The following is a 23,117-nucleotide window of genomic DNA, read 5'->3' as shown; positions in this document are numbered from 1 at the left end:
ATCAAGGACGCCACGGTGTTTCAGAAAGACCGAGGTGCCTGGTTTCAGGGCGGCTGCGCCACCCAGCGCGGGGCAAGCCCGCTCACTACAAGGGGGTTGTTTTGAATTTAGTCCATATGCGCATGCGGGCGCGCATGTCGGCCTGGGGGATGTCCTTGCCGGCAATCAGCCGTTCAAAGGTGGGCGCATCCGGGTAGAGGTCGGGGTTGTCGCGCATACGCGCCTCCACCGCCGGCCGCGCCTTGGCGTTGGCCGTGGGGTAGCCGGTGAAGTTGCTGATGGCGGCCATGTTCTCGGGGCGCATCACGAAATTGATGAACGCGTAGGCATATTCCGGGTGTTTCGCGTCGACGGGAATAGCCATCGTGTCCATCCACACCGTGGTGCCCTCGCGGGGGATGTGATAACCGAAAGTCACCGGTTTGCCGGCGGCATCGGCGGCACGCTGGGCCTGGGTCATGTCGCCGCTGTAGCCGAGGGACAGGCACAGGTCGCCGTTGACCAGGTCGGTCACCGGCTGCGACTGGAACTTGCGGATGTACGGCCGCAGCTTCAGCAGCAGCGCGCTGGCGGCGGCCAGGTCCTCGCGCTTGGCGCTGCGCGGGTCGCGGCCGAGGTAGTTGAGCACCACGGCCAGCACTTCGTCCGGCGAGTCGATCAGCGAAATGCCGCAGTCGGCGAATTTGGCCGCCAGTTCCGGCTTGAACAGCAGGTCAAGGCTGTTAACCGGCGCATTCGCCAAACGCTGTTCGATCTTCTGCGCGTTATAGGTCAGGCCGATGGTGCCCCAGGTGTAGGGCACCGTGGCTTTGTTCGAGGCGACGTAGCGGCTGCGCAGCTGTTGCAGGCCCGGCTCGATATCGTTCAGCGCAGTGAGCCTGGCGGGGTCCAGCGGCTGCAGGCTGCCGGCGCGCATCAGGCGCTCGGCCACCGTGTCGCCCGGGAAGATCAGGTCGTAGCCGCTGCCGCCGGCCATCAACTTGGCTTCCAGGGTCTCGCTGCCGTCCATGACGTCGTAGATCACCTGGATACCGGTTTCAGCGGTGAATCGGGACAAGGTGTCGGCCGCGAAGTAATCGGCCCAGTTGTACAGCTTAAGGGTTTTGTCGTCGGCCGAGGCGCAGGCGGCGCTGAGCATCAGTGTACCTATCAGCAGTCGTTTCATGATGGGCGACCGTCCAGCGTCAGCAGTGCGCCATACATGTCCGGACGGCGATCACGGAAGATGCCCCATGTCAGGCGCTCTTCGCGCATCGCCGCAAGGTCCAGGCTGTGGACCCATACACCTGTCGAGTCGCGGTCAGCCTCGGCCAACAATGCGCCTTTATGGTCACAGATAAACGAGGAACCGTAGAAGTCCATTTGCAGCGCGCTATCGGTGGTTGCGACTTCGCGGCCGACACGGTTGGCCGCCACCACCGGCAGCAGGTTCGCCGCCGCGTGGCCGCGCATGGTCATCTGCCAATGGTCGCGGGAGTCGAGCGTCGCGCAGCCGGGTTCCGAGCCAATGGCAGTGGGAAACAGCAGCACTTCGGCGCCCTGCAAAGCCAGGCAGCGTGCAGTTTCAGGGAACCACTGATCCCAGCAGATACCGATACCCAGGCGCCCGAACGCTGTGTCCCAGACGCGAAAGCCTGTGTCGCCGGGGCTGAAATACTCCTTCTCCTGATAGCCGATGGCGTTGGGGATATGGGTCTTGCGGTACACCCCCAGCAGTTGCCCATCGGCGTCGGCCACGCTCAGGGAGTTGAAGAAGGCATTGCCGGCTTTTTCAAACCAGCTCAGCGGCAGCACCACCCCCAACTCCCTGGCCAAGGCGGCGAAGCGTTTGAGCACCTGGCTGTGCGAGTACTCCTCGGCCAGCGCCAAGTGCCTGGGGTGCTGCTCGATGCAGAAGTAAGGCGTGGCGAACAGTTCCTGCAACAAAATCACCTGGGCGCCCTGGGCTGCGGCAGCGCGCACCCACTGCTCGGCGCGATCAAGGTTACCGGGCAAATCCCAGGTGCACGGCATTTGCGTCGTCGCGATCATCAGCAGGCTCATCGCATGGCTCCTGCAGGCTGTTGCTGGGTGATGCAATGCACGCCGCCGCCGCCATGGGCCAGCTGGTTGATCTGCACCGGGACGATTTCCCGACCAGGGAACGCCTGGGCCAGCACCTCTGCGGCAGCCTGGTCGGCGGCAATGCCATAGGCCGGCATGATGATCGCGCCATTGGCGATATAGAAGTTGGTGTAGGAGGCACAGAACACCTCGGCCTCGCTATCGACGGCCTCGCTCGCTTCGTACAACTCAAGCATTTCAAAGCGGCGCCCGTTGGCGTCCGTGGCCAACGCCAGGGCGCGACGATTTTCGCGCACCACCTCGGCGTAGACCGAACCTTGGTCGTGGGTCGCATCCACCAACAGCACACCGGGGCGCGCGAAGGCACACACGCCGTCGACGTGGCCATCGGTCATGTCGCCGGTGACGTAATCCGGATCACCGGGCAACCAGAGGGTTTTACGAATGCCCAACAGGCGCTCGAAGATGTCCTCGATATCGGCCTTGGTCATGCCGGGGTTGCGGTTGGGGTTGAGCAGTACCGACTCGGTGGTGATCAAGGTGCCCTCGCCGTCGACATGGATTGCCCCGCCCTCATTGCTCAAAGGCGTGCCGAAGCACTCCAGGCCCAGGTGATTGAGCACCCGTCGCGCCAGGCTTTCGTCCAAGTCATGCGCCGACTTGCCGCCCCAGGCATTGAAGCGCCAACTCACCCCGGCCAAGCCCTGTTGCGGGTGGCAGATGAAGGTCGGGCCGGAGTCGCGACACCAACTGTCGTTGACCGCCTGCGCAATCAGCTCGACCCCTGGCCCGCACAGCGCTCGCGCACGGGCCAGGGCCGATGGATCCACGATCATCTTCACCGGTTCGAACCGTGCGATGGCATTGGCCACCCTGGCGAAGTCCTCCTGCACCCCGGGCAAGGTGACGCCCCAGGTGGTTTCCCAGAGCGATTGGTTATGGGGCCAGACCATCCAGGTCGCCGCATGTCGGGTCCACTCCGCGGGCATCCACCACCCCCTGCTTGAATGTTCATTGCGCTGCATGACAAGTACCTTTGAGTTAAGTCATTGTGTTCAGTGAAAACTGCCCACGGAGTGCTGGCATGCATGCTACGTTGGCGCTATTGACCAAACAAACGATGGATTTTGTAGGAAACTGATTAGAGGAACTTATCAGCATGCTCAATCACTGGCCGCCCCTCGGCACCCTGCGCGGCTTTGAAGCCGCCGCCCGGCTGGGCAGCTTTCACAAGGCCGCCGAGGAACTGCACCTGACCCAATCGGCGATCAGCCAACAGATCCGCAGCCTGGAGGCGTACCTGGAACAGCCGCTGTTCTTTCGCAGCGGTCGCAGCGTAAGCCTGACCGACGCCGGCCACGACTTCCTCAGCACCACCCAGGCGTTGTTGCAGCAACTGGCGGTGGGCGTGCGCCGGCTGGGGCAGTACCGCAAACCGAATCAACTGGTGCTCAACACCACGCCGACCTTTGCCCGGCATTGGCTGCTACCGCGCCTTGCGGATTTCCGCCTTCAGCACCCGCAGGTCGACCTGTGGATCTTCAGCACCGACGAAGTCCCCGACATGGCCAGCCAGACCATCGACCTGGCGGTGCGCGACGACATCAGTTCCCAGGCCGAATGCAGCTTCAAGGTCTTGCACGCCGACCGACTGTTTCCGGCGTGCCACCCCAAGGTATTGCAACTGCCCATCGACCAGCGCACCACCTTGCACGGCGAACGGGAAATGGACTGGAGCCATTGGGCGGTGGAAGCCGGGATCGACGTGGGGCAGCAAGCTCAGGGGCTGAATTTTTCCGACCCTGGCCTGTTGCTGGACGCGGTGTGTACCGGATTGGGCATTGGCCTGGTCAGCCAGTTGCTCAGTCGCAAGGCGCGGGCGGACGGTTTGCTGTCGCCCCTGGTGGAAGCCACGATCCGCGGCCCCAGTTGGGCGCTGCTGACCCATCGTGACAGCGAGCACGACCCCATGGCGCGTCATTTCACCGCGTGGCTGCTGACCCATTTGCAGGTAGACCCGACATGAACGAGCGGCTTGAAGACATCCTCGCCGAGCACCTGAGCGTGGTGTTCTGCGGTATCAACCCCGGCAAGGGCTCCGCCGCCATCGGCCAGCACTTTGCCAATCGCAGCAACCGCTTCTGGCGCACGCTGCACCTGGCGGGTTTTACGCCCCATGAGATTCACCCCGAGGACGGCCCCACGTTGTTGCAATACCACTGCGGCCTGACCACGCTGGTGGAGCGGCCCACCGCCAGCGCGGGGGAATTGGCCCGGCATGAATTCCAGCAGGCGGCGACAGCGTTCGAACAGAAAATCCGCCGCTGTCGGCCGCGCTACCTGGCGTTTCTCGGCAAGGCAGGTTATAGCGCACTGTCAGGCCAGCGCACCCTCGCCTGGGGGTTGCAGCCACAACCCTTCGCCGAGGCCTCGGTGTGGGTACTGCCCAACCCCAGTGGGCGCAACCTGGCATTCAGCCTGGAACAATTGGTGCAGGCCTACCAGCCGCTGCGTGAAGCGATTGCGCGCGCCGAGCCGATGCCCTTACTCTCTTGAGCCCGATACCCGCAAGCAATGGAGGCTTCATGAAACTGATCGGCATGCTGGACTCGCCCTACGTACGCCGCGTGGCCATATCCCTGGACCTGTACGGGGTGGACTTCACCCATGAAGCGCTCTCGGTGTTCAGCACTTACACCGAATTCGCCCAGATCAACCCGGTGGTCAAGGCGCCCACCCTGGTGCTGGACGATGGCACGGTACTCATGGATTCGAGCCTGATCCTGGACTATCTGGAAACCCTGGCCCCGGCTGACAAAAAGCTGCTGCCCCCTTCGCCCGCCGCACGTGCGCGCGATCTGCAACTGCTCGGGCTGGCGCTGGCCGCCTGCGAGAAAAGCGTGCAGATCGTGTATGAGCACAACCTGCGGCCCGCCGAGAAGCAACACGCCCCCTGGCTCGACCGGGTCAGCGGGCAATTGCTGGCCGCCTTTGGCTTGCTCGACAAACACCTGGGCCAGGCCGCCGGTAACGCGATCTCCCAGGCGTCGCTGACGGCGGCAGTGGCCTGGTCCTTCAGCCAATTCACCGTGCCCTCAGTGGTGAAAGCCGATGCCTTTGCCAACCTGCAACGCCACGCCGAGCAGTTGGAACAGCATCCAGCCTTCAAACGCTACCCGATCGAGTAAATTCACAGCGTCGTCGCACCACACGGTGCGGCGACCAGCTCGCCCTCCAGATAAACGCGATCCTTGCCATTACGCTTGGCGCTGTACAAATTCCTGTCGGCACTCTTGAGCACCACCGACAGCTCCGCCCCCGCTGAAAACCGCGCCATGCCCGCACTGCAGGTGTAGTTGTGCGGCGCGGCGACACTGCGCCGGATCGCCTGCAACAGGTCCAGGGCAAAGTCGCAGGCCAGCGCCGAGTCATCGCCCAACCAGAGCACGCCGAACTCTTCGCCGCCGATCCGGCCGAAACTGTGGCTGCCCTGGGCATTTCTCAGGCAGGTGGCCATGGCACACAGGATCTTGTCGCCGACATCGTGGCCGTAAAGGTCATTCTTGGATTTGAAACTGTCGATATCCAGCATCAGGAAGTAGCCGCTTTGCCCCTCGGCGATCAGGTTGTCGAAGCATTGCATGAACGCGCGGCGGTTGAGGATGGAGGTCAGATAGTCGGTCTCCGCCATCACGCGGAACTCACTTTCCACCAGCAGTACCGAACGCAAGGTCTTCAAATAGGAAAAGCTCAAGACAAAGCCGATCGACACCGACGACAGGCAAAACATCCACAGGTAGGTCTGCGTTTGAGCGTAGTTATCGGTCTGCATCAACGGCCACAGGATCAGCCACACCAATGCCGTGCAGACCAGATAGTCGCGAACACTGATAAACAGGATGGCGCTGCTGATGACCAGTGTGACCGCCAGCGGCAGCACAAAAATACGCAACGCGTCCTGAGCCTCGATGACATAGGCAAAACCTGCCGACAGCACCACCACATAGACAATGCCCAGCGCCCGCCACAGGTGAAAGTTCTCGACCACATAATGAAGCCGGCACACCACCAGCAGGCAGATACTGATCAACAAGGTGATACCGTCGAACTCAATGCCCGGATGAATCAGCAACTGGCCCACCCAGGCCACAATCCCTATCCCTTCGGCCCAGGTGACCGCCGGCGAGAGCAACCGGCGCATTCTGGGTCTCAACTTCAAGTGAGCAGGCATCTTTTAGGCTCCCATCTCAACGGCATGCACGCTCACCGCAAATGAAAACGCCATAAACCGCCGGACCAGGCTGGCAAATCGCGGCAGCACTTCCAATCGGGTCTTGGAGTGGACTTTGAAGTAGCCCTTTTCGACCCCCTCCTGAACCACTCGGATGACGTGGGTTTTCGATACTGAAAGTTGTTTGGCCAGTGCCAGGTAGGAAGACGAACGAAAGCGTGCCCGTTGATTGTCCGGCGCAAACGCATCGTTGTAGATGGCGAGCATCAACATATGCCCGGCATCTCGCTTGACCAGCCAGTAACACTCGGGCAGCAACACATCGACGGTCAGGTCGGCGGCCAGGATGACACCAAAGCCTTTGAAATAGGTCGCCAGGAACTGCTGGTCATCCAGCGCATGCATGCGCTGCAAGGTGGCGCGATCCGGGCACATCCGGGTCAATGAGTGGGTAATCGACGCCAGCATCAGACGCACTTCGCGACAGGCTTCCTCCGACGGTGAATACACCCGGAAACGGCTGTCTTCCGGGTGTGGCGCGACTTCCATGAAACCCAGGGCGCGGAGTAACGAAAAGATCGACTCCAGGCTGTTTCGCGAGCAGTACCCGCGCGCCACACAAAAGGTTTTGACCTCGGACAGTAACGGCGTCGGCTTGCGGAAGTATTCACTCAACAACGCAAACGACACCATCAAACGGCTGTATTTGAGTGCGCTCTTGTAGAAAAACGGCCGTCTTGAATAGGGGCCCAACTGCACCGTGTAGTGGGCCCGGATGGAACGTTCAAAATCCACATGGCGTTCGAGCTCCTGCGCCGTGTGACATATAGCCAACTTCAACGAACTGACGTGCATGAATGAGCCCTGACCAACCAACTGTCTTCCACTGATCTCGGCCACAGAAGTTTCCGTGACCCGGTCCCACAACAAATCACGTCGCAAAACTTCAGGTAATGGCGCTTTGCCTGATGGCGCAATGTACAGCGATTGGCCGACCACACATCATCAATACCAAAGTTGTTCCAAGGCGCTGATTGCGCACAATCCAGAGAACTCTTGTGACACTTCCCCCGTATTTACGCCTTGCACTTATTGAATAACTCCATTCACGCATTGATCAGCGAACCTTTCCCAGACTGCGCACGTCCGAATCAGAGCACTGTTACCAACCGTTCCCTGCGAGGTCTTGATTTGAAAGCCGCGATCCTCAAGAAATACCGTCTGATCATCAAAACCATGGGTTATGTGGGCTGGTCGCTGTTCTGGCTGCTGTTGTGGGATATCGCCGTCACGGTGGATTTCATGCTGTTTCTCAATGCCAAGATCAACCTGCCGCTGATGCCCCTGACTCTGCTGGGTTCGGCCCTGGTGGTATTGATCAGCTTTCGTAACAGCAGCGCCTATAACCGTTGGTGGGAAGCGCGCACGCTGTGGGGGGCGATGGTCAACAACTCGCGCAGCTACGCCCGCCAGGTGTTGACCTTGCTCGATGATGTCCAGGGCGAGGTGAACCCGATCAAATCGACTTTGTTGCGTCGCCACGTCGCCTATGTGAACTGCCTGGCGGCGCACCTCAGGGGTCGCCCTTGCCCTGATGAGGTGCGTGCGTTTATTCCCGCAGACGAGTTCGCACGCAACGGCGCCACCAATAACTTTGCCAATGACCTGCTCACCGGTTCGGCGACCTTGCTGGCCCGGGAATACCAGGCCGGGCGCCTGGACAGCATTCGCCTGGCGCGGCTGGAGTCGACGCTGGTGGATTTATCCAACAGCCAGGGCGGCATGGAGCGGATTGCAAATACGCCGCTGCCCTACCCTTACGTGTATTTCCCCCGGTTGTTCATTTCGCTGTTTTGCCTGATCGTGCCGGTGGGCCTGGTGGAGTCCCTGGGCTGGTTCACCCCGCTGGCCTCAACGGTGGTGGGCTTCATGCTGCTGGCGATCGAACGCATCGGCACCGACCTGCAAAGCCCGTTTCGCTCCAGCGAACACCAGATACAGATGGAAAACATCTGCGAGACCATCGAGAAGAACCTGCAATCCATGCAGCGTGATGCCCTGGCTTGACGCCGGGCATCATCGCCGAGCCGGTAACAGACTATTACCGAGCATAATGTACTAACTGGTTACTTATATTGCTAAAATCGCGCCTCTGCCTCTCACCTTCGAGCATTTATCGATATGAAACGAGCATCGCGCGCCACCGGCGCCTCTAGATTTCTCCTGCTGGGCCTGGGCATCATCATCGCCCTGCTCGGCGTGGCGCTGGCCGTGGGCGGCGCCAAACTGGTGAGCCTTGGCGGCTCCTGGTACTTCCTGATCGGCGGCCTGGCGATGGCGGTGTCGGGGCTGTTGATTGCCCAGCGCAAACCGGCGGGCGCCTGGTTGTTCGCGACGTTCCTGGTAGGGACCGCCGTGTGGGCGATTGCGGATGTGGGCCTGGTGTTCTGGCCGATGTTCTCGCGACTGTTCATGTTCGCGGTGATCGGCGTGGTCGTGGCGCTGGTGTACCCGCTGCTGGTCAACCGGCCGGCACGGGGCGCCTATGCGATTGCCGCCGTGTTGGCGGTGGGCGTGGCGGTTGCGGCAGGCAATATGTTTGTCGCCCACCCAAGCGTAGCGTCGACCGGTCAAGGCCCTGGCATCACGCCGGTCGCTGCGGCCGACGCGCAAAAAGACTGGGCTCACTACGGCAATACCGAAGGCGGCAGCCGCTTTGCCGCACTGGACCAGATCAACCGCGACACCATCAATAAGCTCAAGGTGGCCTGGACCTACCACACCGGCGACGTGGCGATCAGCGACGGCAACGGTGCCGAAGACCAACTGACACCGTTGCAGATCGGCAATAAGGTGTTTATCTGCACCCCCCACAACAACCTGATTGCGCTGGATGCCGACACCGGCAAAGAGCTGTGGAAGAACGAGATCAACGCCAAGTCGGCGGTGTGGCAGCGCTGCCGTGGCATGGCGTATTTCGACGCCACCGCGCCGATTGCCCAACCGACGCAGCCCAACAGCTCGCCGATCCTCGCCGCCAGCGTACCGGCCGGTGCGCAATGCCAGCGTCGCCTGCTGACCAACACCATTGATGCACGCCTGATCGCCGTGGATGCCGATACCGGTAAATTCTGCGAAGACTTCGGCACCCATGGCCAGGTGGACTTGAAAGCCGGCCTGGGCGATGTACCGGACAGCTACTACCAATTGTCCTCGGCACCCTTGATGGCCGGCACCACCGTGGTGGTCGGCGGGCGCGTGGCGGATAACGTGCAGACCGACATGCCCGGCGGCGTGATCCGGGGTTTCGACGTAATCAGCGGCAAAATGCGCTGGGCCTTCGACCCGGGCAACCCCGAAGACAAGCAAGCCCCCGCAGCCGGCAGCACGTATGTGCGCAGTACGCCGAACAGCTGGGCACCGATGTCCTATGACCCGTTGATGAACACCGTGTTCTTGCCGATGGGCAGTTCCTCCACCGATATCTATGGCGTGGAACGCACCCAGCTCAACCATAAATACGGCGCCTCGGTGTTGGCGCTGGATGCCTCCACCGGCAGCGAAAAATGGGTCTACCAGACCGTCCACAACGACCTGTGGGACTTCGACCTGCCGATGCAGCCGAGCCTGATCGACTTCACCCCACCGGGTAGCGACAAAGCCGTGCCCGCCGTGGTGATCGGCACCAAGGCCGGGCAGATCTATGTGCTCGACCGTGCCACCGGCAAGCCGCTGACCGACGTCAAGGAAGTGCCCGTCAAGGCGGCGAACATCCCCAACGAGCCTTACTCGCTGACCCAGCCCAAATCGCTGGGTATGCCGCAGATCGGCGCGCAAACCCTGACCGAGGCGGACATGTGGGGTGCCACGCCGTACGACCAGTTGCTGTGCCGCATCGACTTCAAGGGCATGCGCTACGACGGCCTGTACACCGCGCCGGGCACCGATAAATCGCTGAGCTTCCCAGGTTCCCTGGGCGGCATGAACTGGGGCAGTATTTCCACCGACCCGGTGCACGGCTTTATCTTCGTCAACGACATGCGCCTGGGCCTGTGGATCCAGATGATCCCGTCGCAGAACCGCGCCCAGGCCTCGTCCGGCGGTGAAGCACTCAACACCGGCATGGGCGCGGTACCGCTCAAGGGCACGCCGTATGCGGTGAACAAAAACCGCTTCCTGTCGGTGGCCGGTATTCCATGCCAGGCGCCGCCGTTCGGCACCCTGACCGCGATCGACATGAAGACCCAGAAAGTCGCCTGGCAAGTGCCGGTCGGCACCGTGGAAGACACCGGCCCGCTGGGTATCCGCATGCACCTGCCGATCAAGATCGGCCTGCCGACCCTTGGCGGTACGCTGTCGACCCAGGGCGGCCTGATCTTTATCGCCGGTACCCAAGACTTCTACCTGCGCGCCTTCAACAGCGGCAACGGTGAAGAAATCTGGAAAGCCCGCCTGCCCGTCGGCAGCCAGGGTGGCCCGATGACCTACGTCTCGCCGAAAACCGGCAAGCAGTACGTGGTCATCACCGCAGGTGGCGCACGCCAGTCCACCGACCGTGGCGACTACGTGATCGCCTACGCCCTGCCATAAAAACCCTGTGTTTGCGCGGTGCTTCGGCACCGCGCCGTCTATTTGGAAGAACCTGCATGTTCCCCGTTTCTCCTACGTCCATTGGGCGCCTGTTGCTGGGCCTGGCCTTTGGCGCCGCGCTGCCCGCACAAGCCGACGACACCACCTTGACCGGCGACTGGGGCGGCCTGCGCCGTGAACTCGACGAGCAAGGCATTCGCTTCACCGGCGACTACAGCGGCGAGACCGCCTACAACGCCGACGGCGGCCAACACCGTGCGGCACGCTACTCGCAGAACCTCAAGCTCGGCGTGCAGTTCGACCTGGGCAAGCTCTACGGCTTCAACCATGGCGACCGCATCCAGGTCACGATCAATGACCGTCGCGGCAACAGCGCTTCCGAGGATCTGGTGGGTAACCGCCTGCCGATCCAGGAAAACTACGGCGGCCTCTACACCCGCCTCACCGAACTGAGCTACGAGCGCACGCTGTTCACCCCAGCGCTTAATGTCAAGCTGGGCTACATGGCCATGGGCAATGACCTCGGCGGCCTGGACAGCGGCATCCTCTGCAACTTCATGAACGCCGGTTTCTGCGGGCATCCGCTGAACATGTCCGGCGGCAGCGGCTGGACCAACTACCCGAATGCGCGCCTGGGTGCCCGCGTGAAATACGATTTCTCACCGTCCTGGCAACTGCGCGTCGCAGCCTTCAACGTCGACCCCGAGAGCAACGGTAACTCCAGCCGCGCCTGGCGCCTGGACCCGAAACACACCACCGGCACCGTGGTGCCGATCGAACTGGTGTACAAACACGCAGGCCCGCTGCCCGGTGAGTACAAGCTGGGTTATTACTACGACAGCTCCAACGTCAAACGCATCGGCAGCAATAAAGAGGTCAACGGGCGTGGCGGCCATTACCTGCTGATCGACCAGGCGGTGTGGGCCTCCGAGGCCTCCGCCGGGCGCACGCTGCATGCTTTCGGTCAGTACTCGGCAGCCAGTGAAGCAGCGTCGCCGTTCAGCAAGTGGTACGGCGCAGGATTGGTGCTGTACAAGCCCTTCGAAGGTCGGCCACGCGATACCCTCGCCCTGGGTTACGGCCGTGCGGTGCCGAACCCTCGCAGCCGTGACGTACAGGAACTGGCGGCCTTCAAGGCGGGGACCGAGTATCCCGACCTGAACAATGCCGAGCAGTTGATCGAACTCAGCTATGGCTACCAGGCCACGCCCTGGCTGACCCTGCGCCCGGATGTGCAATACATCATCGAGCCGGGCGCGTTTTCGGGTGAGAACATCGATAACGCGCTGGTCGTGGGGTTGCAGGTCAAAGCCGTGTTCTAGGCCGCGCCCTGCTGATATTCGCGTGGCGTGCAGCCGAACTCCCGGCGAAACACCGTGTGCAGGTACTGCGCCGATTTGAAGCCGCAGCGCGCGGCAACCTCGGCAATCGCCACGCGGTGGTTCTCCAGGCCCTTGGCGGCGGCCGCCAGTTTGAAGCGCAGGATCTCGTCGTGCACGCTGCAGCCACGTTCCTTGCGAAAGTGCGACTCCAGGGATGAGCGTGATACGCCCACATAGGCCGCCACCTGGGCGGTCTTGATACCCTGGCATGCGTATTGGCGGATAAACAGCAACGCCTGCATCACGTAGGGGTTGCCCAAGGGTTGGTGCAGGCTGGAGGCTTGCACGTTGATCGCCTCCGGCGGCACCAGGATCTGCGTACCGGCGCAAGGTTTGCCGTGCAGCATCTGGTGCAACAGGGCGGCGGCGGTACGGCCCATGGTCTCGGTGCCCTGGATCACCGAACTCAGCGGCACCCGCGTGAGGGTGCGGGTCAGCGGGTCGTTGTCGATACCGATCAACGCCACTTCTTCCGGCACGGCGATCCCGGCCGTCAGGCAGGCTTGCAGCAGTTGCCGGGCACGGGCGTCGGTGACGGCGATGATGCCGATGGGTTTGGGCAGGCTCTCCAGCCAGGCGATCTGCTGCTCCACCGCGCTGTCCCACAGCGGTGCGCTGGTGCCCAGGCCGCGATAGATCTCCACCGGCACACCATCACGCGTCAACAGGCTGCGAAAGGCCTTTTCGCGCTCCTGCGCCCAGCGGTTGGCCTGGGCCGGCGGCAAGCTGAAACAGGCAAACCGGGTCAACCCCGCCTCGATCAGATGTTCATACGCCAGCTTCATCAGGCCATGATTGTCGGTGGCCACATAAGGAATGCCCTTGGGGTAGGCACGCACGTCCTCGTAGGAGCCGCCCACCGCCACCACCGGCAAGCGGCTCCCGGCCAGCGCTTCGCCGATCAGCGGGTCGTCGAAGTCCGCAATGATGCCGTCGCCCTGCCAATGCTCGATGCCTTTGAGGCGGCACAGGAAGTCTTCCTCCAGGAACAGATCCCACGAGGCACGGGTACTGCTCAGGTAGTTGCCGATGCCCGCGATGATGCCGCGATCGTAGATTTTGCTGCCGTTGAACAACAGGGCGATACGGTGAACGGGCGGTAGGGTTTTCATTGTTTTTGTCCTGAGGCCAGTCGCCACAGACTAAACCCCGCCACTCAAAATCGCACCCTCCCTTGGTGATTTTCATAATCGGCGGGCCCAACGCCGTTGCTAGTATCCAGACACCGCCAAGAACAATAAGGAAAACGCCATGCAGTATTTCCCTGGTGTCGAGAAGGTCCGCTTCGAAGGCCCCGACAGCGACGCGCCCCTCGCCTTCCGCCACTATGACGCCAACAAACTGATCCTCGGAAAACCCATGCGCGAGCACTTGCGCATGGCCGTTTGTTATTGGCACACCTTTGTGTGGCCGGGCTCGGACGTGTTCGGCCAGGGCACCTTCAAGCGGCCCTGGCAGCGCAACGGCGAGCCGATGGAGCTGGCGATCGGCAAGGCGCAGGCCGCCTTTGAGTTCTTCTCCAAACTGGGCATCGATTACTACAGCTTTCACGACACGGACGTCGCCCCCGAAGGCAGCTCGCTCAAGGAATATCGCCATAACTTTGCGCAGATGGTCGATCACCTGGAGCGTCATCAGGAACAGTCCGGCATCCAGCTGTTATGGGGCACCGCCAACTGCTTCAGCAACCCGCGTTTTGCCGCCGGCGCCGCCAGCAACCCGGACCCGGAGGTGTTTGCCTATGCGGCCGCCCAGGTGTGCAGTGCAATGAACGCCACCTTGCGGCTCAAGGGCTCCAACTACGTGCTGTGGGGCGGTCGCGAGGGCTATGAAACCCTGCTCAATACCGACCTCAAGCGCGAACGCGAGCAGCTCGGCCGGTTTATGCGCATGGTGGTGGAGCACAAGTACAAGATCGGCTTCAAGGGCGACCTGCTGATCGAGCCCAAGCCCCAGGAGCCGACCAAGCACCAGTACGATTACGACAGCGCCACGGTGTTCGGCTTCCTGCATGAGTACGGCCTGGAACAGGAGATCAAGGTGAACATCGAGGCCAACCACGCGACCCTGGCCGGGCACAGTTTTCAGCATGAGATTGCCACCGCCGTGTCCCTTGGCATTTTCGGCAGCATTGATGCCAACCGTGGCGACCCGCAGAACGGCTGGGACACCGACCAGTTCCCCAACAGCGTCGAGGAAATGACCCTCGCCACTTATGAAATCCTCAAGGCCGGTGGTTTCAAGAATGGCGGCTACAATTTCGACTCCAAGGTCCGTCGCCAAAGCCTGGACGAAGTCGATCTGTTCCACGGGCACGTGGCCGCCATGGATGTCTTGGCCCTGGCGTTGGAACGCGCAGCCGCCATGGTGCAGAACGACCGCTTGCAACAATTCAAGGACCAGCGTTATGCCGGTTGGCGACAGCCGCTGGGCCAGGCCGTACTGGCCGGCGAGTACAGCCTGGAGTCCCTGGCCGAGCATGCGTTTGCCCATGAGCTGAACCCGCAGGCTGTGAGCGGGCGACAGGAAATGCTCGAAGGTGTCGTGAACCGCTTTATCTACAGCTGATTGTAGTGAGCGGGCTCGCCCCGCGCTGGGTGGCGCAGCCGCCCCAGACAGGGACGCTACGCTATGTCAGGAAGACCGCGGTGCCTGGTTTTGGGGCGGCTGCGCCACCCAGCGCGGGGCGAGCCCGCTCACTACAGAGTCTTACTACAACAATAAAAGGACGCACCACTATGAAGTCATTCAAACGCACTCTTCTTGCCTCTGCCCTGGCCTTGCTCGCCCTGCCGGCGATGGCTGATTCCGCTCACCCGAAAATCGGCTTTTCCATCGACGACCTGCGTCTGGAACGCTGGTCCCGCGACCGCGACTACTTTGTGGCGGCAGCCGAAAAGCTCGATGCCAAAGTGTTTGTACAGTCGGCCGACGCCAACGAGCAGAAGCAGATTTCCCAGATCGAAAACCTGATCTCCCGTGGTGTCGATGTGATCGTCATCGTGCCGTTCAACGCGACCGTACTCACCAACGCCGTCGCCGAAGCCAAGAAGGCCGGGATCAAGGTGGTGTCCTATGATCGCCTGATCCTCAATGCCGATATCGACGCGTACATCTCCTTCGATAACGAAAAAGTCGGCGAGATGCAGGCCAGCGGTGTGCTGCAAGCGGCGCCCAAGGGCAATTACTTCCTGCTCGGCGGCGCCCCCACCGACAACAACGCCAAGGTCCTGCGCGAAGGCCAGATGAAGGTGCTGCAACCGGCCATCGACAAGGGCGACATCAAGATTGTCGGCCAGCAGTGGGTCAAGGAATGGAACCCTACCGAGGCCCTCAGCATCGTCGAAAACGCCCTGACCCGTAACGACAACAAGATCGACGCCATCGTCGCTTCCAACGACGCCACCGCCGGCGGTGCGATTCAGGCCCTGGCCGCACAGAAGCTGGCCGGCAAGGTGCCGATCTCGGGGCAGGATGCTGACCTGGCCGCCGTGAAGCGCGTGCTCGACGGCACCCAGACCATGACCGTGTACAAGCCGCTCAAGCTGATCGCCACCGAGGCGGCCAAGCTCTCGGTACAACTGGCGCGCAATGAAAAACCTAGCTACAGCTCGCAATACGACAACGGCAGCAAAAAGGTCGACACCATCCTGCTCACGCCCACCCCGCTGACCAAGGCCAACATCGACCTGTTGGAGAAGGACGGGTTCTATACCAAGGCACAGATTGCCGGACAATGATGGTCATGTCCGACTACCTGTTGCAAATGCGCGGCATCGTCAAGACCTTTGGCGGTGTGCCCGCCCTGAACGGTATCGATATCAACGTGCGGCCGGGGGAATGTGTCGGCCTGTGCGGTGAGAACGGCGCCGGTAAATCCACCTTGATGAAGGTGCTGTCGGCGGTCTATCCGCACGGCACCTGGGACGGTGAAATCCTCTGGGATGGGCAACCGCTCAAGGCCCAGTCCATCAGCGAAACCGAGGCCGCCGGCATCGTCATCATTCACCAGGAACTGACCCTGGTGCCTGACCTGTCGGTGGCCGAAAACATCTTCATGGGCCACGAGCTGACCTTGCCCGGCGGGCGCATGAACTACCCGGCCATGCTCCACCGCGCCGAAGCCTTGATGCGCGAACTCAAGGTGCCGGACATGAACGTGGCGCTGCCGGTGTCGCAGTACGGCGGCGGTTACCAGCAACTGGTGGAAATCGCCAAGGCCCTGAACAAACAGGCACGCCTGTTGATCCTCGATGAGCCCTCCTCGGCCCTGACCCGGTCGGAAATCGAGGTGCTGCTGGATATCATCCGAGACCTCAAGGCCAAGGGCGTGGCCTGCGTGTACATCTCCCACAAGCTCGATGAAGTGGCGGCGGTGTGCGACACCATTGCCGTGATCCGCGACGGCAAACACATCGCGACCACCGCCATGGCCGACATGGATATCCCGCAGATCATCACCCAGATGGTCGGCCGCGAGATGAACAACCTCTACCCCACCGAACCCCACGCGGTGGGCGAAGTGATTTTCGAAGCACGCAACGTCACCTGTTATGACGTCGACAACCCCAAGCGCAAACGCGTTGACGATATTTCCTTTGTGCTCAGGCGCGGGGAAATCCTCGGCATCGCCGGGCTGGTGGGCGCCGGACGCACGGAACTGGTATCGGCGCTGTTCGGCGCCTACCCCGGCCGCCACAGCGGCGAAGTGTGGCTGGACGGCGTGCCGGTCGACACGCGCACGCCGCTCAAGTCGATCCGCGCGGGGCTGTGCATGGTGCCCGAAGACCGTAAGCGCCAAGGCATCATTCCGGATTTCGGGGTGGGCCAGAACATCACCCTGACCGTGCTGGAAACCTACTCATACCTGACGCGCATCGATGCCGAAGCCGAGTTGGGCAGCATCGAGCAACAGATCGCCCGCCTGCACCTCAAGACGGCCAGCCCGTCGCTGTCGATCACCAGCCTGTCCGGTGGCAATCAGCAAAAAGCCGTGCTGGCGAAGATGTTGATGGCCAAGCCCAAGGTGCTGATCCTCGATGAACCCACCCGCGGCGTGGACGTGGGCGCCAAGTACGAGATCTACAAGCTGATGAGCGCACTGGCGGCCGAAGGCGTGTCGATCATCATGGTTTCCTCGGAACTGGCCGAAGTGCTGGGCGTGTCCAACCGCGTGCTGGTGATCGGCGACGGGCAACTGCGTGGCGACTTTATCAATGAAGACCTCACCCAGGAACAGGTGCTCGCCGCCGCGCTCAGCCAAAACCATCATGATCGGAAGACCGCGTAGATGAATCAGGTCAAACACCTTTTTACCCGCTACAAAATGCTGGCCCTGGTCATCGCCGTGGCGTTTATCTGGCTGTTTTTCAGCTGGCAGACCGAGGGCGGCTTCGTGACGCCGCGCAACCTGTCCAACCTGCTGCGGCAGATGTCGATCACCGGAATCCTGGCCTGCGGCATGGTGCTGGTGATCATCAGCGGCGAGATCGATTTATCGGTGGGCTCGTTGCTCGGGCTGCTGGGCGGGCTCGCGGCGATCCTGGACGTGGTGTACCACATTCCGCTGCTGGCCAACCTGAGTCTGGTGGCGTTGTGCGGGCTGATGATCGGCTTGGCCAACGGCTACATGACGGCTTACCTGCGTATCCCGTCGTTTATCGTAGGTTTGGGCGGGATGCTGGCGTTTCGCGGGATTCTGCTGGGGATTACCGGCGGTACCACCATCGCACCGGTATCGCCGTCACTGGTGTACGTGGGCCAGGGCTATTTACCGCATACGGTAGGAGTCGGCCTGGGCGTGCTGCTGTTTGCGCTGACCGTGTTCCTCACCTGGAAGCAGCGGCGCAACCGCGCCTTGCATGGCCTGGCGGCGCACTCGCGGGTGCGTGATGGGTTGCGCGTGGGGGTGATCGGCGTGGTGTTGGCCGGGTTCGTCACCACCCTCAACAGCTACGACGGCATCCCGGTGCCGGTGTTGTTATTGCTGGTGCTGCTCGGCGTGTTCAGCTACGTCACCAGCCAGACCGTGTTCGGTCGTCGCGTCTACGCGGTGGGCAGCAACATGGAAGCCACGCGCCTGTCGGGTATCAACGTACAGGCGGTGAAGCTATGGATCTTCGGCATCATGGGCGTGATGTGCGCCCTCGCCGGCCTGGTCAACACCGCCCGCCTCGCGGCCGGTTCGCCGTCGGCGGGCAACATGGGTGAACTCGACGCCATTGCTGCGTGCTTTATCGGTGGCACGTCCATGCGCGGCGGTTCGGGCACGGTGTATGGCGCGTTGCTCGGGGCGTTGGTGATTACCAGCCTGGACAACGGTATGTCGATGCTGGATGTGGACAGTTACTGGCAGATGATTGTGAAGGGCAGCATTCTGGTGCTGGCGGTGTGGGTGGATGTGAGTACGCGGGCTGGGCGGCGCTGAACCCGCCATGATCATTCCCACGGGATGTGGGAATGATCAGGGCTATGCGTCCGTGCCGAAAGCCTATGACGTCAATAAATCTGGGCGCCATTGTAGATATTGTAGAGATGGTCAGGGACCTCGGAAGGCGACGAAAAATAGACGAACAACTTTCCACCGTGTTCCTGGACAGCCAATACTTTGACGGGTTGGCCCGCGCCGATCGCGACATGATCCTTCAAGAAACTGGTTGATACGTTCTTCTTCGGTATGGACTCATCAAAGACATAGACGACCTGCTGAGTCCCCTGCCCTTTACCTTTTGCCAGGCCTTTCGCCCAGCCTTCCCACTCCACTGAATTGTGCACGGTCGCCGAGGCGGACTGTACGCCAGGATCCTGGAAGACTTTGCCTACGCCATTTTTAAGCCGGCTTGCACCCTCTGGGGTGACGAACGCCGAACGATACGCCTTGCCCTCATAGGGCTTTAATTGATCAAACTCACGCAAAAACGCTTCAAGTTCCGGCGTACGCCGATTCGCACGCAGGGGCTGATTGACGAAGTCTGAGCCTGCGCGAGTGTAAGTACCCACATGCTCAAAATCATCAGCATTACTTTCTCCGACAAGTTTAGTGAGGGTCTTGGTGAATTCGTCCTTCTGCTGCTCGGAGAGCGCGCCCCCTGACTGCTTGTGTTTTTCCACAACGCCAGCCAGTTCCTTACGGGCATTTCTATATTTTTGCGAAAAAGCCTCTGATATTTTCCCGCCGCCCTCTACGCCTCTTCTTCTCCATACACCGGCGTTATCAGGCTTGGCAATTTTTCCGCTACTGACCAACTTCGTTGGGTCACCCGGTTTGGCGATGCGTAACACATAGTGGACGCCATCGCCGGCATCAGGCTTTTCGGAAACAAAATACTTCACACCGTTAAGCTCAATCTGTCTGACACCCGGTTGGCTGCGGGGCAACGGCACGGCGGCAGCCTTGAACTGCTCAATGCCCTGAGTTGCTTTTTTGGAAGCATTGGGTGCCCACTTCAAACCCTGTACGCCGCCTTCCCATTTAACCCCGGCAACCCCAGGCTTTAAGCTGTAACTCGCAAAATTTACCGACGGCTTCAAGAACTTCGGGAGGATGGGTTTGACCCATCGGACAACCCCCCTCGTCAAGCCAGCGGCGGCTTGTTCAACAGGCGTAAACAGTGAAAGCAGATCTATCCATATTTGCGCGATGCCTTCGAGTGGGCGGCCGGCAACTATTGCCTCGACACCGTGCCAAAAAGGCACGAAACCTTTAAGGATTTCACGACGTTTCTCCCTGTCGGCCTTGAATGCCTGATAGTTTTCTCTGTCCTCTTTCTCGGCTTCAGTCACGCGCTCCGGATCCTCTTTTGCCCTCTCCAGCAAATCCAGATCCTTCATAAAAAACAGTTTTTCGGACACCGTCGTGCCGATCTGGCCGGTTCGCTCCACGAACTTTGCCTGATAGGTTGGCTTTCCGGCGCTGCCTTGCGCAGAGGCCGGAAAGGTCGCCAGCGATTCCAGCGTATAAAGCTGGGCGGAAAACGGCGTATTGTCCGATCGGGCGCCCACTGGCCGATCAGCTTTCGCCTCATAGCGCTGCCCTTGAATGCTGGGTTTTGGCCACACGGTGAATGTGTTCGCATAACTGCCGTCGGGTAAACGTTGTTTTCCGATGACACTGTGGCCCTGAAATACCCCGACGTAATCGTCCCGCTTAACCACGGTCCCCCGTTCAGGGTTGACTTCATAGACCGTCGTCTTTCCTTCGTGAACCGCTTTAATCAAGAACGTAGTGCGCTCGGGCTCGCCGCCCTCTCCGGGTGACTTCATCGCATACACACCGACGTCACCGTGCGCTATGGCGATCTGATCCGCCGGGGGCAGCGTTGAGAGAGCGCATTGGATTATCGTGCCGTAGGCGGCTTTCTTGTTCGCCAGATCGGCTTTGAAGTCTTCGCCGAATTTTTGGTCATCGTAGATAGCCACCGGGTATTTTTTATTATCCGGATCGACATGGCCTTTGATGGGCGATACCTGTTGCGTCCCAAGGAAATAATCCTTCCTCATTGGCATGGGGCTAGAGAGGCTCGCGATGGCACCCGCCATCTTTTCAAGATGCTGATCCAATGCGGCAAGGGCTTTTTGAATATCCGCCTGCGAAAATTCGGTTTTATCTTCAAGAATGCCGTTGGCAACGGCCCACTCCAGCGCGGGGCCAATGCGCGTCGACGCAATCAACAGCTCTTGTTCGGGCGTCACCGCCATAGCACTCATTTTGCCGGGCAAGGCGATCAGTTCATCCTGGGTCATCCGCTTCGAAGAGCCCGGCTCGATGGCTTCGGCCAGGTTGACACCGTGCTGATAACTCACCCAACTCACAGAGCTTTTGCTGAGTTCCGATGGCGCATTATTTTTGCCCGCATGGACCGATGAGCCGCCAGTGACCTGAGGCGGGCTGGCGGCTGAGGGGCCTGATGCGGATTTGGGCGCCTCACTGTTGCCCGCTGCGTCAGAACCCGAAGATCGCTTGGTACGACTGCTCGCTGTTTCCGCGCCCCCTTCAAGGTTTCTGGCCCAATGGCGATCGGTAGGAAATGCAAGAATATTGGTGGTCATTATTCATCATCATGCGAGTGGAATGTTCTCTCGACCACGGTAGGAAACACGGCGGTAGATTTGTCCACCCTGTGTGGTACTGAGGTAAGAAATTGTTCCATTGCACGATGGATGCCTGAATGCGACCAAACTTGTGGGAGGGGGCTTGCTCCCGATAGGCCGCGCAGCGGCCTCAAAAATGGGCCTGCTACGCAGTCCATCGGGGGCAAGCCCCCTCCCACAGTTTCCCGGCGGTGTTCTTCAGGTCGTTACTTGGACACCGGCATGGCGAATTCGGCGCCTTGTTCGATGCTCTCCGACCAGCGCTGCATGATCGACTTCTGCTTGGTGTAGAAGCGCACACCCTCGGTGCCGTAGGCATGCATGTCGCCAAACAGGCTCTTCTTCCAGCCGCCAAACCCGTGCCAGGCCATGGGCACGGGGATCGGTACGTTGATGCCGACCATGCCGACTTCGATACGCCGGGCAAACTCGCGGGCAATGTGGCCGTCGCGGGTAAAGCAGCTGACGCCGTTGCCGAACTCGTGGTCGTTGACCAGTTTGATCGCTTCGGCGAAGTCGTTGACGCGCACGCAGGCCAGTACCGGGCCGAAGATTTCTTCGCGGTAGATGCTCATGTCCCGGGTCACATGGTCGAACAGCGTGGCGCCGAGCCAGAAGCCGTGTTCCAGGCCGGCCTCGGACGGCACGTAACCCCGCCCGTCGAGCAGCAATTGCGCACCGGCTTGCACGCCCTGTTCGATGTAGCCACTGATGCGCTCCAGCGCGGCACGGGACACGATCGGGCCCATTTCGGCTTTCAAGTCCCGGCCATCGGTGATGCGCAGTTGCTTGGCCCGTTCGGTCAAGGCGGCGATGACCTTGTCACCCACATCGCCTACCAGCACGGCGACGGAGATGGCCATGCAGCGCTCGCCGGCACTGCCGTAGGCGGCGCCCATCAGTGCGTCGACGGTTTTTTCGATATCCGCGTCGGGCATCACCACCATGTGGTTTTTCGCGCCGCCCAGCCCTTGCACACGCTTGCCGTGACGGGCACCGCTTTCGTAGATGTACTGGGCAATCGGCGTGGAGCCGACGAAACTCACGGCCTTGACGTCCGGGTGTTCGATCAGCGCATCCACTGCTTCCTTGTCGCCCTGCACCACGTTGAACACGCCTTTGGGCAGGCCGGCTTCGCGCAGCAGTTCGGCCATGAACAGCGAGGCGCTCGGGTCGGTCGGGCTCGGCTTGAGGATGAAGGTGTTGCCCGCCGCAATGGCGATCGGGTACATCCACATCGGCACCATCACCGGGAAATTGAACGGCGTCACGCCCGCCACCACGCCCAGGGGCTGGCGCATCGTCCAGTTGTCCATGCCACGGGACACCTGGTCGGAATGCTCGCCCTTGAGCAGGTTGGGAATACCGCAAGCGAACTCAAGAATGTCGATACCACGGTCGACTTCACCCTGGGCATCGGTGAAGACCTTGCCATGTTCGGCGACGATGATGCGCGCCAGATCATCCTTGCGCTCACGCAGCAGGTGCAGGAACTCGAACAACACGCGGGCACGGCGAATCGGCGGTGTGTCGGCCCAACCTGCGAACGCAGCCTGGGCAGCGGCGACGGCCTCGGACACGGTCTGGCGACTGGCCAGGGCGACGCGGCCGGTCTTTTCGCCAGTGGCCGGGTTAAAGACGTCCTGATAGCGATCATCGCGGCTCACGCGCTGGTCGTTGATGTAGTGCTCGAGGGTGGTAGTCATGGCAGAGGCTCCCTGGTGGATGGCAATGGAAGCCACGATAGGCTTTCGCTTTGT

The 23,117-nt window shown here is 61.2% G+C and carries 18 protein-coding genes; 10 read left to right on the top strand and 8 right to left on the bottom strand.

Annotated features, from left to right (window positions below; translation table 11 throughout):
- Positions 1–85: 85 nt before the first annotated feature.
- Genes C9383_RS04530 through C9383_RS04520 form a run of 3 tightly spaced genes read right to left on the bottom strand, consistent with a single transcriptional unit; the run spans position 86 to position 3,089 of the window.
- The gene (locus tag C9383_RS04530; RefSeq protein ID WP_090371842.1) at positions 86–1,165 is read right to left on the bottom strand and encodes an extracellular solute-binding protein; all 1,080 of its coding nucleotides are present in this window, start codon (positions 1,163–1,165) and stop codon (positions 86–88) included.
- Positions 1,162–2,043 (bottom strand): N-carbamoylputrescine amidase, encoded by an 882-nt coding sequence (gene aguB / locus C9383_RS04525; RefSeq protein WP_090371845.1) that lies wholly within the window; start codon positions 2,041–2,043, stop codon positions 1,162–1,164. Before aguB ends, C9383_RS04530 begins: the two co-directional genes overlap by 4 nt.
- Positions 2,040–3,089 (bottom strand): agmatine deiminase family protein, encoded by a 1,050-nt coding sequence (locus C9383_RS04520; protein ID WP_090371847.1) that lies wholly within the window; start codon positions 3,087–3,089, stop codon positions 2,040–2,042. Before C9383_RS04520 ends, aguB begins: the two co-directional genes overlap by 4 nt.
- Before the next feature lie 134 nt (positions 3,090–3,223).
- On the opposite strand from C9383_RS04520, the gene C9383_RS04515 reads away from it, so the two are divergent.
- From C9383_RS04515 to C9383_RS04505, 3 genes are read left to right on the top strand one after another with little or no spacing between them, the layout of a single operon-like run.
- The gene (locus C9383_RS04515; RefSeq protein WP_090371850.1) at positions 3,224–4,090 is read left to right on the top strand and encodes a LysR substrate-binding domain-containing protein; all 867 of its coding nucleotides are present in this window, start codon (positions 3,224–3,226) and stop codon (positions 4,088–4,090) included.
- The gene (gene mug / locus C9383_RS04510) at positions 4,087–4,620 is read left to right on the top strand and encodes a G/U mismatch-specific DNA glycosylase (RefSeq protein ID WP_090371853.1); all 534 of its coding nucleotides are present in this window, start codon (positions 4,087–4,089) and stop codon (positions 4,618–4,620) included. Before C9383_RS04515 ends, mug begins: the two co-directional genes overlap by 4 nt.
- 29 nt (positions 4,621–4,649) lie before the next feature.
- The gene (locus C9383_RS04505) at positions 4,650–5,252 is read left to right on the top strand and encodes a glutathione S-transferase family protein (protein ID WP_090371855.1); all 603 of its coding nucleotides are present in this window, start codon (positions 4,650–4,652) and stop codon (positions 5,250–5,252) included.
- 2 nt (positions 5,253–5,254) lie between these two features.
- On the opposite strand, the gene C9383_RS04500 is transcribed toward C9383_RS04505, so the two are convergent.
- Both C9383_RS04500 and C9383_RS04495 read right to left on the bottom strand, forming a co-directional pair.
- On the bottom strand, positions 5,255–6,295 hold the full coding sequence (locus tag C9383_RS04500) for a GGDEF domain-containing protein (RefSeq protein ID WP_090371857.1): 1,041 nt from the start codon (positions 6,293–6,295) through the stop codon (positions 5,255–5,257).
- 3 nt (positions 6,296–6,298) lie between these two features.
- Complete coding sequence (locus C9383_RS04495) at positions 6,299–7,150, bottom strand: hypothetical protein (RefSeq protein WP_174554040.1); 852 nt, start codon at positions 7,148–7,150, stop codon at positions 6,299–6,301.
- A 336-nt stretch (positions 7,151–7,486) separates the two neighbouring features.
- Between C9383_RS04495 and C9383_RS04490 the strand changes: the two genes are divergently transcribed.
- From C9383_RS04490 to C9383_RS04480, 3 genes are all read left to right on the top strand, one after another.
- Positions 7,487–8,362, top strand: a complete 876-nt coding sequence (locus C9383_RS04490) for a bestrophin family protein (protein WP_090371861.1) — start codon at positions 7,487–7,489, stop codon at positions 8,360–8,362.
- A gap of 114 nt (positions 8,363–8,476) precedes the next feature.
- Positions 8,477–10,885 (top strand): glucose/quinate/shikimate family membrane-bound PQQ-dependent dehydrogenase, encoded by a 2,409-nt coding sequence (locus C9383_RS04485; protein WP_090371863.1) that lies wholly within the window; start codon positions 8,477–8,479, stop codon positions 10,883–10,885.
- A 56-nt stretch (positions 10,886–10,941) separates the two neighbouring features.
- The gene (locus tag C9383_RS04480) at positions 10,942–12,207 is read left to right on the top strand and encodes a carbohydrate porin (protein WP_090371866.1); all 1,266 of its coding nucleotides are present in this window, start codon (positions 10,942–10,944) and stop codon (positions 12,205–12,207) included.
- Here C9383_RS04480 and C9383_RS04475 read toward each other — a convergent pair.
- Positions 12,204–13,379, bottom strand: a complete 1,176-nt coding sequence (locus C9383_RS04475; protein WP_060755418.1) for a XylR family transcriptional regulator — start codon at positions 13,377–13,379, stop codon at positions 12,204–12,206. The two genes, C9383_RS04480 and C9383_RS04475, sit on opposite strands and share 4 nt — an antisense overlap.
- 139 nt (positions 13,380–13,518) lie before the next feature.
- Between C9383_RS04475 and xylA the strand changes: the two genes are divergently transcribed.
- The 4 genes from xylA to C9383_RS04455 all read left to right on the top strand — a co-directional run bounded on the left by xylA (position 13,519) and on the right by C9383_RS04455 (position 18,694).
- Positions 13,519–14,835 carry a xylose isomerase gene (xylA, locus tag C9383_RS04470; protein ID WP_060755419.1) on the top strand — a complete coding sequence of 439 codons (1,317 nt, stop codon included), beginning with the start codon at positions 13,519–13,521 and terminating at the stop codon, positions 14,833–14,835.
- Between the two features lie 170 nt (positions 14,836–15,005).
- Complete coding sequence (gene xylF, locus C9383_RS04465; RefSeq protein ID WP_090371868.1) at positions 15,006–16,007, top strand: D-xylose ABC transporter substrate-binding protein; 1,002 nt, start codon at positions 15,006–15,008, stop codon at positions 16,005–16,007.
- Positions 16,004–17,557 (top strand): D-xylose ABC transporter ATP-binding protein, encoded by a 1,554-nt coding sequence (gene xylG, locus C9383_RS04460; RefSeq protein WP_090371871.1) that lies wholly within the window; start codon positions 16,004–16,006, stop codon positions 17,555–17,557. The genes xylF and xylG overlap by 4 nt, the downstream gene beginning before the upstream one ends.
- Positions 17,558–18,694, top strand: coding sequence for a sugar ABC transporter permease (locus tag C9383_RS04455; RefSeq protein WP_090371873.1), 1,137 nt, complete (start codon positions 17,558–17,560; stop codon positions 18,692–18,694).
- A gap of 71 nt (positions 18,695–18,765) precedes the next feature.
- Here C9383_RS04455 and C9383_RS28290 read toward each other — a convergent pair whose 3' ends face one another.
- Both C9383_RS28290 and C9383_RS04445 read right to left on the bottom strand, forming a co-directional pair.
- On the bottom strand, positions 18,766–21,315 hold the full coding sequence (locus C9383_RS28290) for a hypothetical protein (protein WP_174554041.1): 2,550 nt from the start codon (positions 21,313–21,315) through the stop codon (positions 18,766–18,768).
- Positions 21,316–21,563: 248 nt separating this feature from the next.
- Positions 21,564–23,063, bottom strand: coding sequence for a CoA-acylating methylmalonate-semialdehyde dehydrogenase (locus C9383_RS04445; protein ID WP_090371875.1), 1,500 nt, complete (start codon positions 23,061–23,063; stop codon positions 21,564–21,566).
- Between the last annotated feature and the right edge of the window lie 54 nt (positions 23,064–23,117).

This window comes from Pseudomonas palleroniana, assembly GCF_003031675.1.
Lineage (GTDB): Bacteria > Pseudomonadota > Gammaproteobacteria > Pseudomonadales > Pseudomonadaceae > Aquipseudomonas > Aquipseudomonas palleroniana.
Note: the sequence above shows the minus strand (reverse complement) of the source record. Positions and strands in the feature narration are given on the sequence as shown.

Excerpts from the sequence above, each read along its gene's own strand:
- C9383_RS04530 (WP_090371842.1), bottom strand. The coding sequence starts at position 1,165 with ATGAAACGACTGCTGATAGGTACACTGATGCTCAGCGCCGCCTGCGCC.
- aguB (WP_090371845.1), bottom strand. The coding sequence starts at position 2,043 with ATGAGCCTGCTGATGATCGCGACGACGCAAATGCCGTGCACCTGGGAT.
- C9383_RS04520 (WP_090371847.1), bottom strand. The coding sequence starts at position 3,089 with ATGCAGCGCAATGAACATTCAAGCAGGGGGTGGTGGATGCCCGCGGAG.
- C9383_RS04515 (WP_090371850.1), top strand. The coding sequence starts at position 3,224 with ATGCTCAATCACTGGCCGCCCCTCGGCACCCTGCGCGGCTTTGAAGCC.
- mug (WP_090371853.1), top strand. The coding sequence starts at position 4,087 with ATGAACGAGCGGCTTGAAGACATCCTCGCCGAGCACCTGAGCGTGGTG.
- C9383_RS04505 (WP_090371855.1), top strand. The coding sequence starts at position 4,650 with ATGAAACTGATCGGCATGCTGGACTCGCCCTACGTACGCCGCGTGGCC.
- C9383_RS04500 (WP_090371857.1), bottom strand. The coding sequence starts at position 6,295 with ATGCCTGCTCACTTGAAGTTGAGACCCAGAATGCGCCGGTTGCTCTCG.
- C9383_RS04495 (WP_174554040.1), bottom strand. The coding sequence starts at position 7,150 with ATGCACGTCAGTTCGTTGAAGTTGGCTATATGTCACACGGCGCAGGAG.
- C9383_RS04485 (WP_090371863.1), top strand. The coding sequence starts at position 8,477 with ATGAAACGAGCATCGCGCGCCACCGGCGCCTCTAGATTTCTCCTGCTG.
- C9383_RS04480 (WP_090371866.1), top strand. The coding sequence starts at position 10,942 with ATGTTCCCCGTTTCTCCTACGTCCATTGGGCGCCTGTTGCTGGGCCTG.
- C9383_RS04475 (WP_060755418.1), bottom strand. The coding sequence starts at position 13,379 with ATGAAAACCCTACCGCCCGTTCACCGTATCGCCCTGTTGTTCAACGGC.
- xylA (WP_060755419.1), top strand. The coding sequence starts at position 13,519 with ATGCAGTATTTCCCTGGTGTCGAGAAGGTCCGCTTCGAAGGCCCCGAC.
- xylF (WP_090371868.1), top strand. The coding sequence starts at position 15,006 with ATGAAGTCATTCAAACGCACTCTTCTTGCCTCTGCCCTGGCCTTGCTC.
- xylG (WP_090371871.1), top strand. The coding sequence starts at position 16,004 with ATGATGGTCATGTCCGACTACCTGTTGCAAATGCGCGGCATCGTCAAG.
- C9383_RS04455 (WP_090371873.1), top strand. The coding sequence starts at position 17,558 with ATGAATCAGGTCAAACACCTTTTTACCCGCTACAAAATGCTGGCCCTG.
- C9383_RS28290 (WP_174554041.1), bottom strand. The coding sequence starts at position 21,315 with ATGACCACCAATATTCTTGCATTTCCTACCGATCGCCATTGGGCCAGA.
- C9383_RS04445 (WP_090371875.1), bottom strand. The coding sequence starts at position 23,063 with ATGACTACCACCCTCGAGCACTACATCAACGACCAGCGCGTGAGCCGC.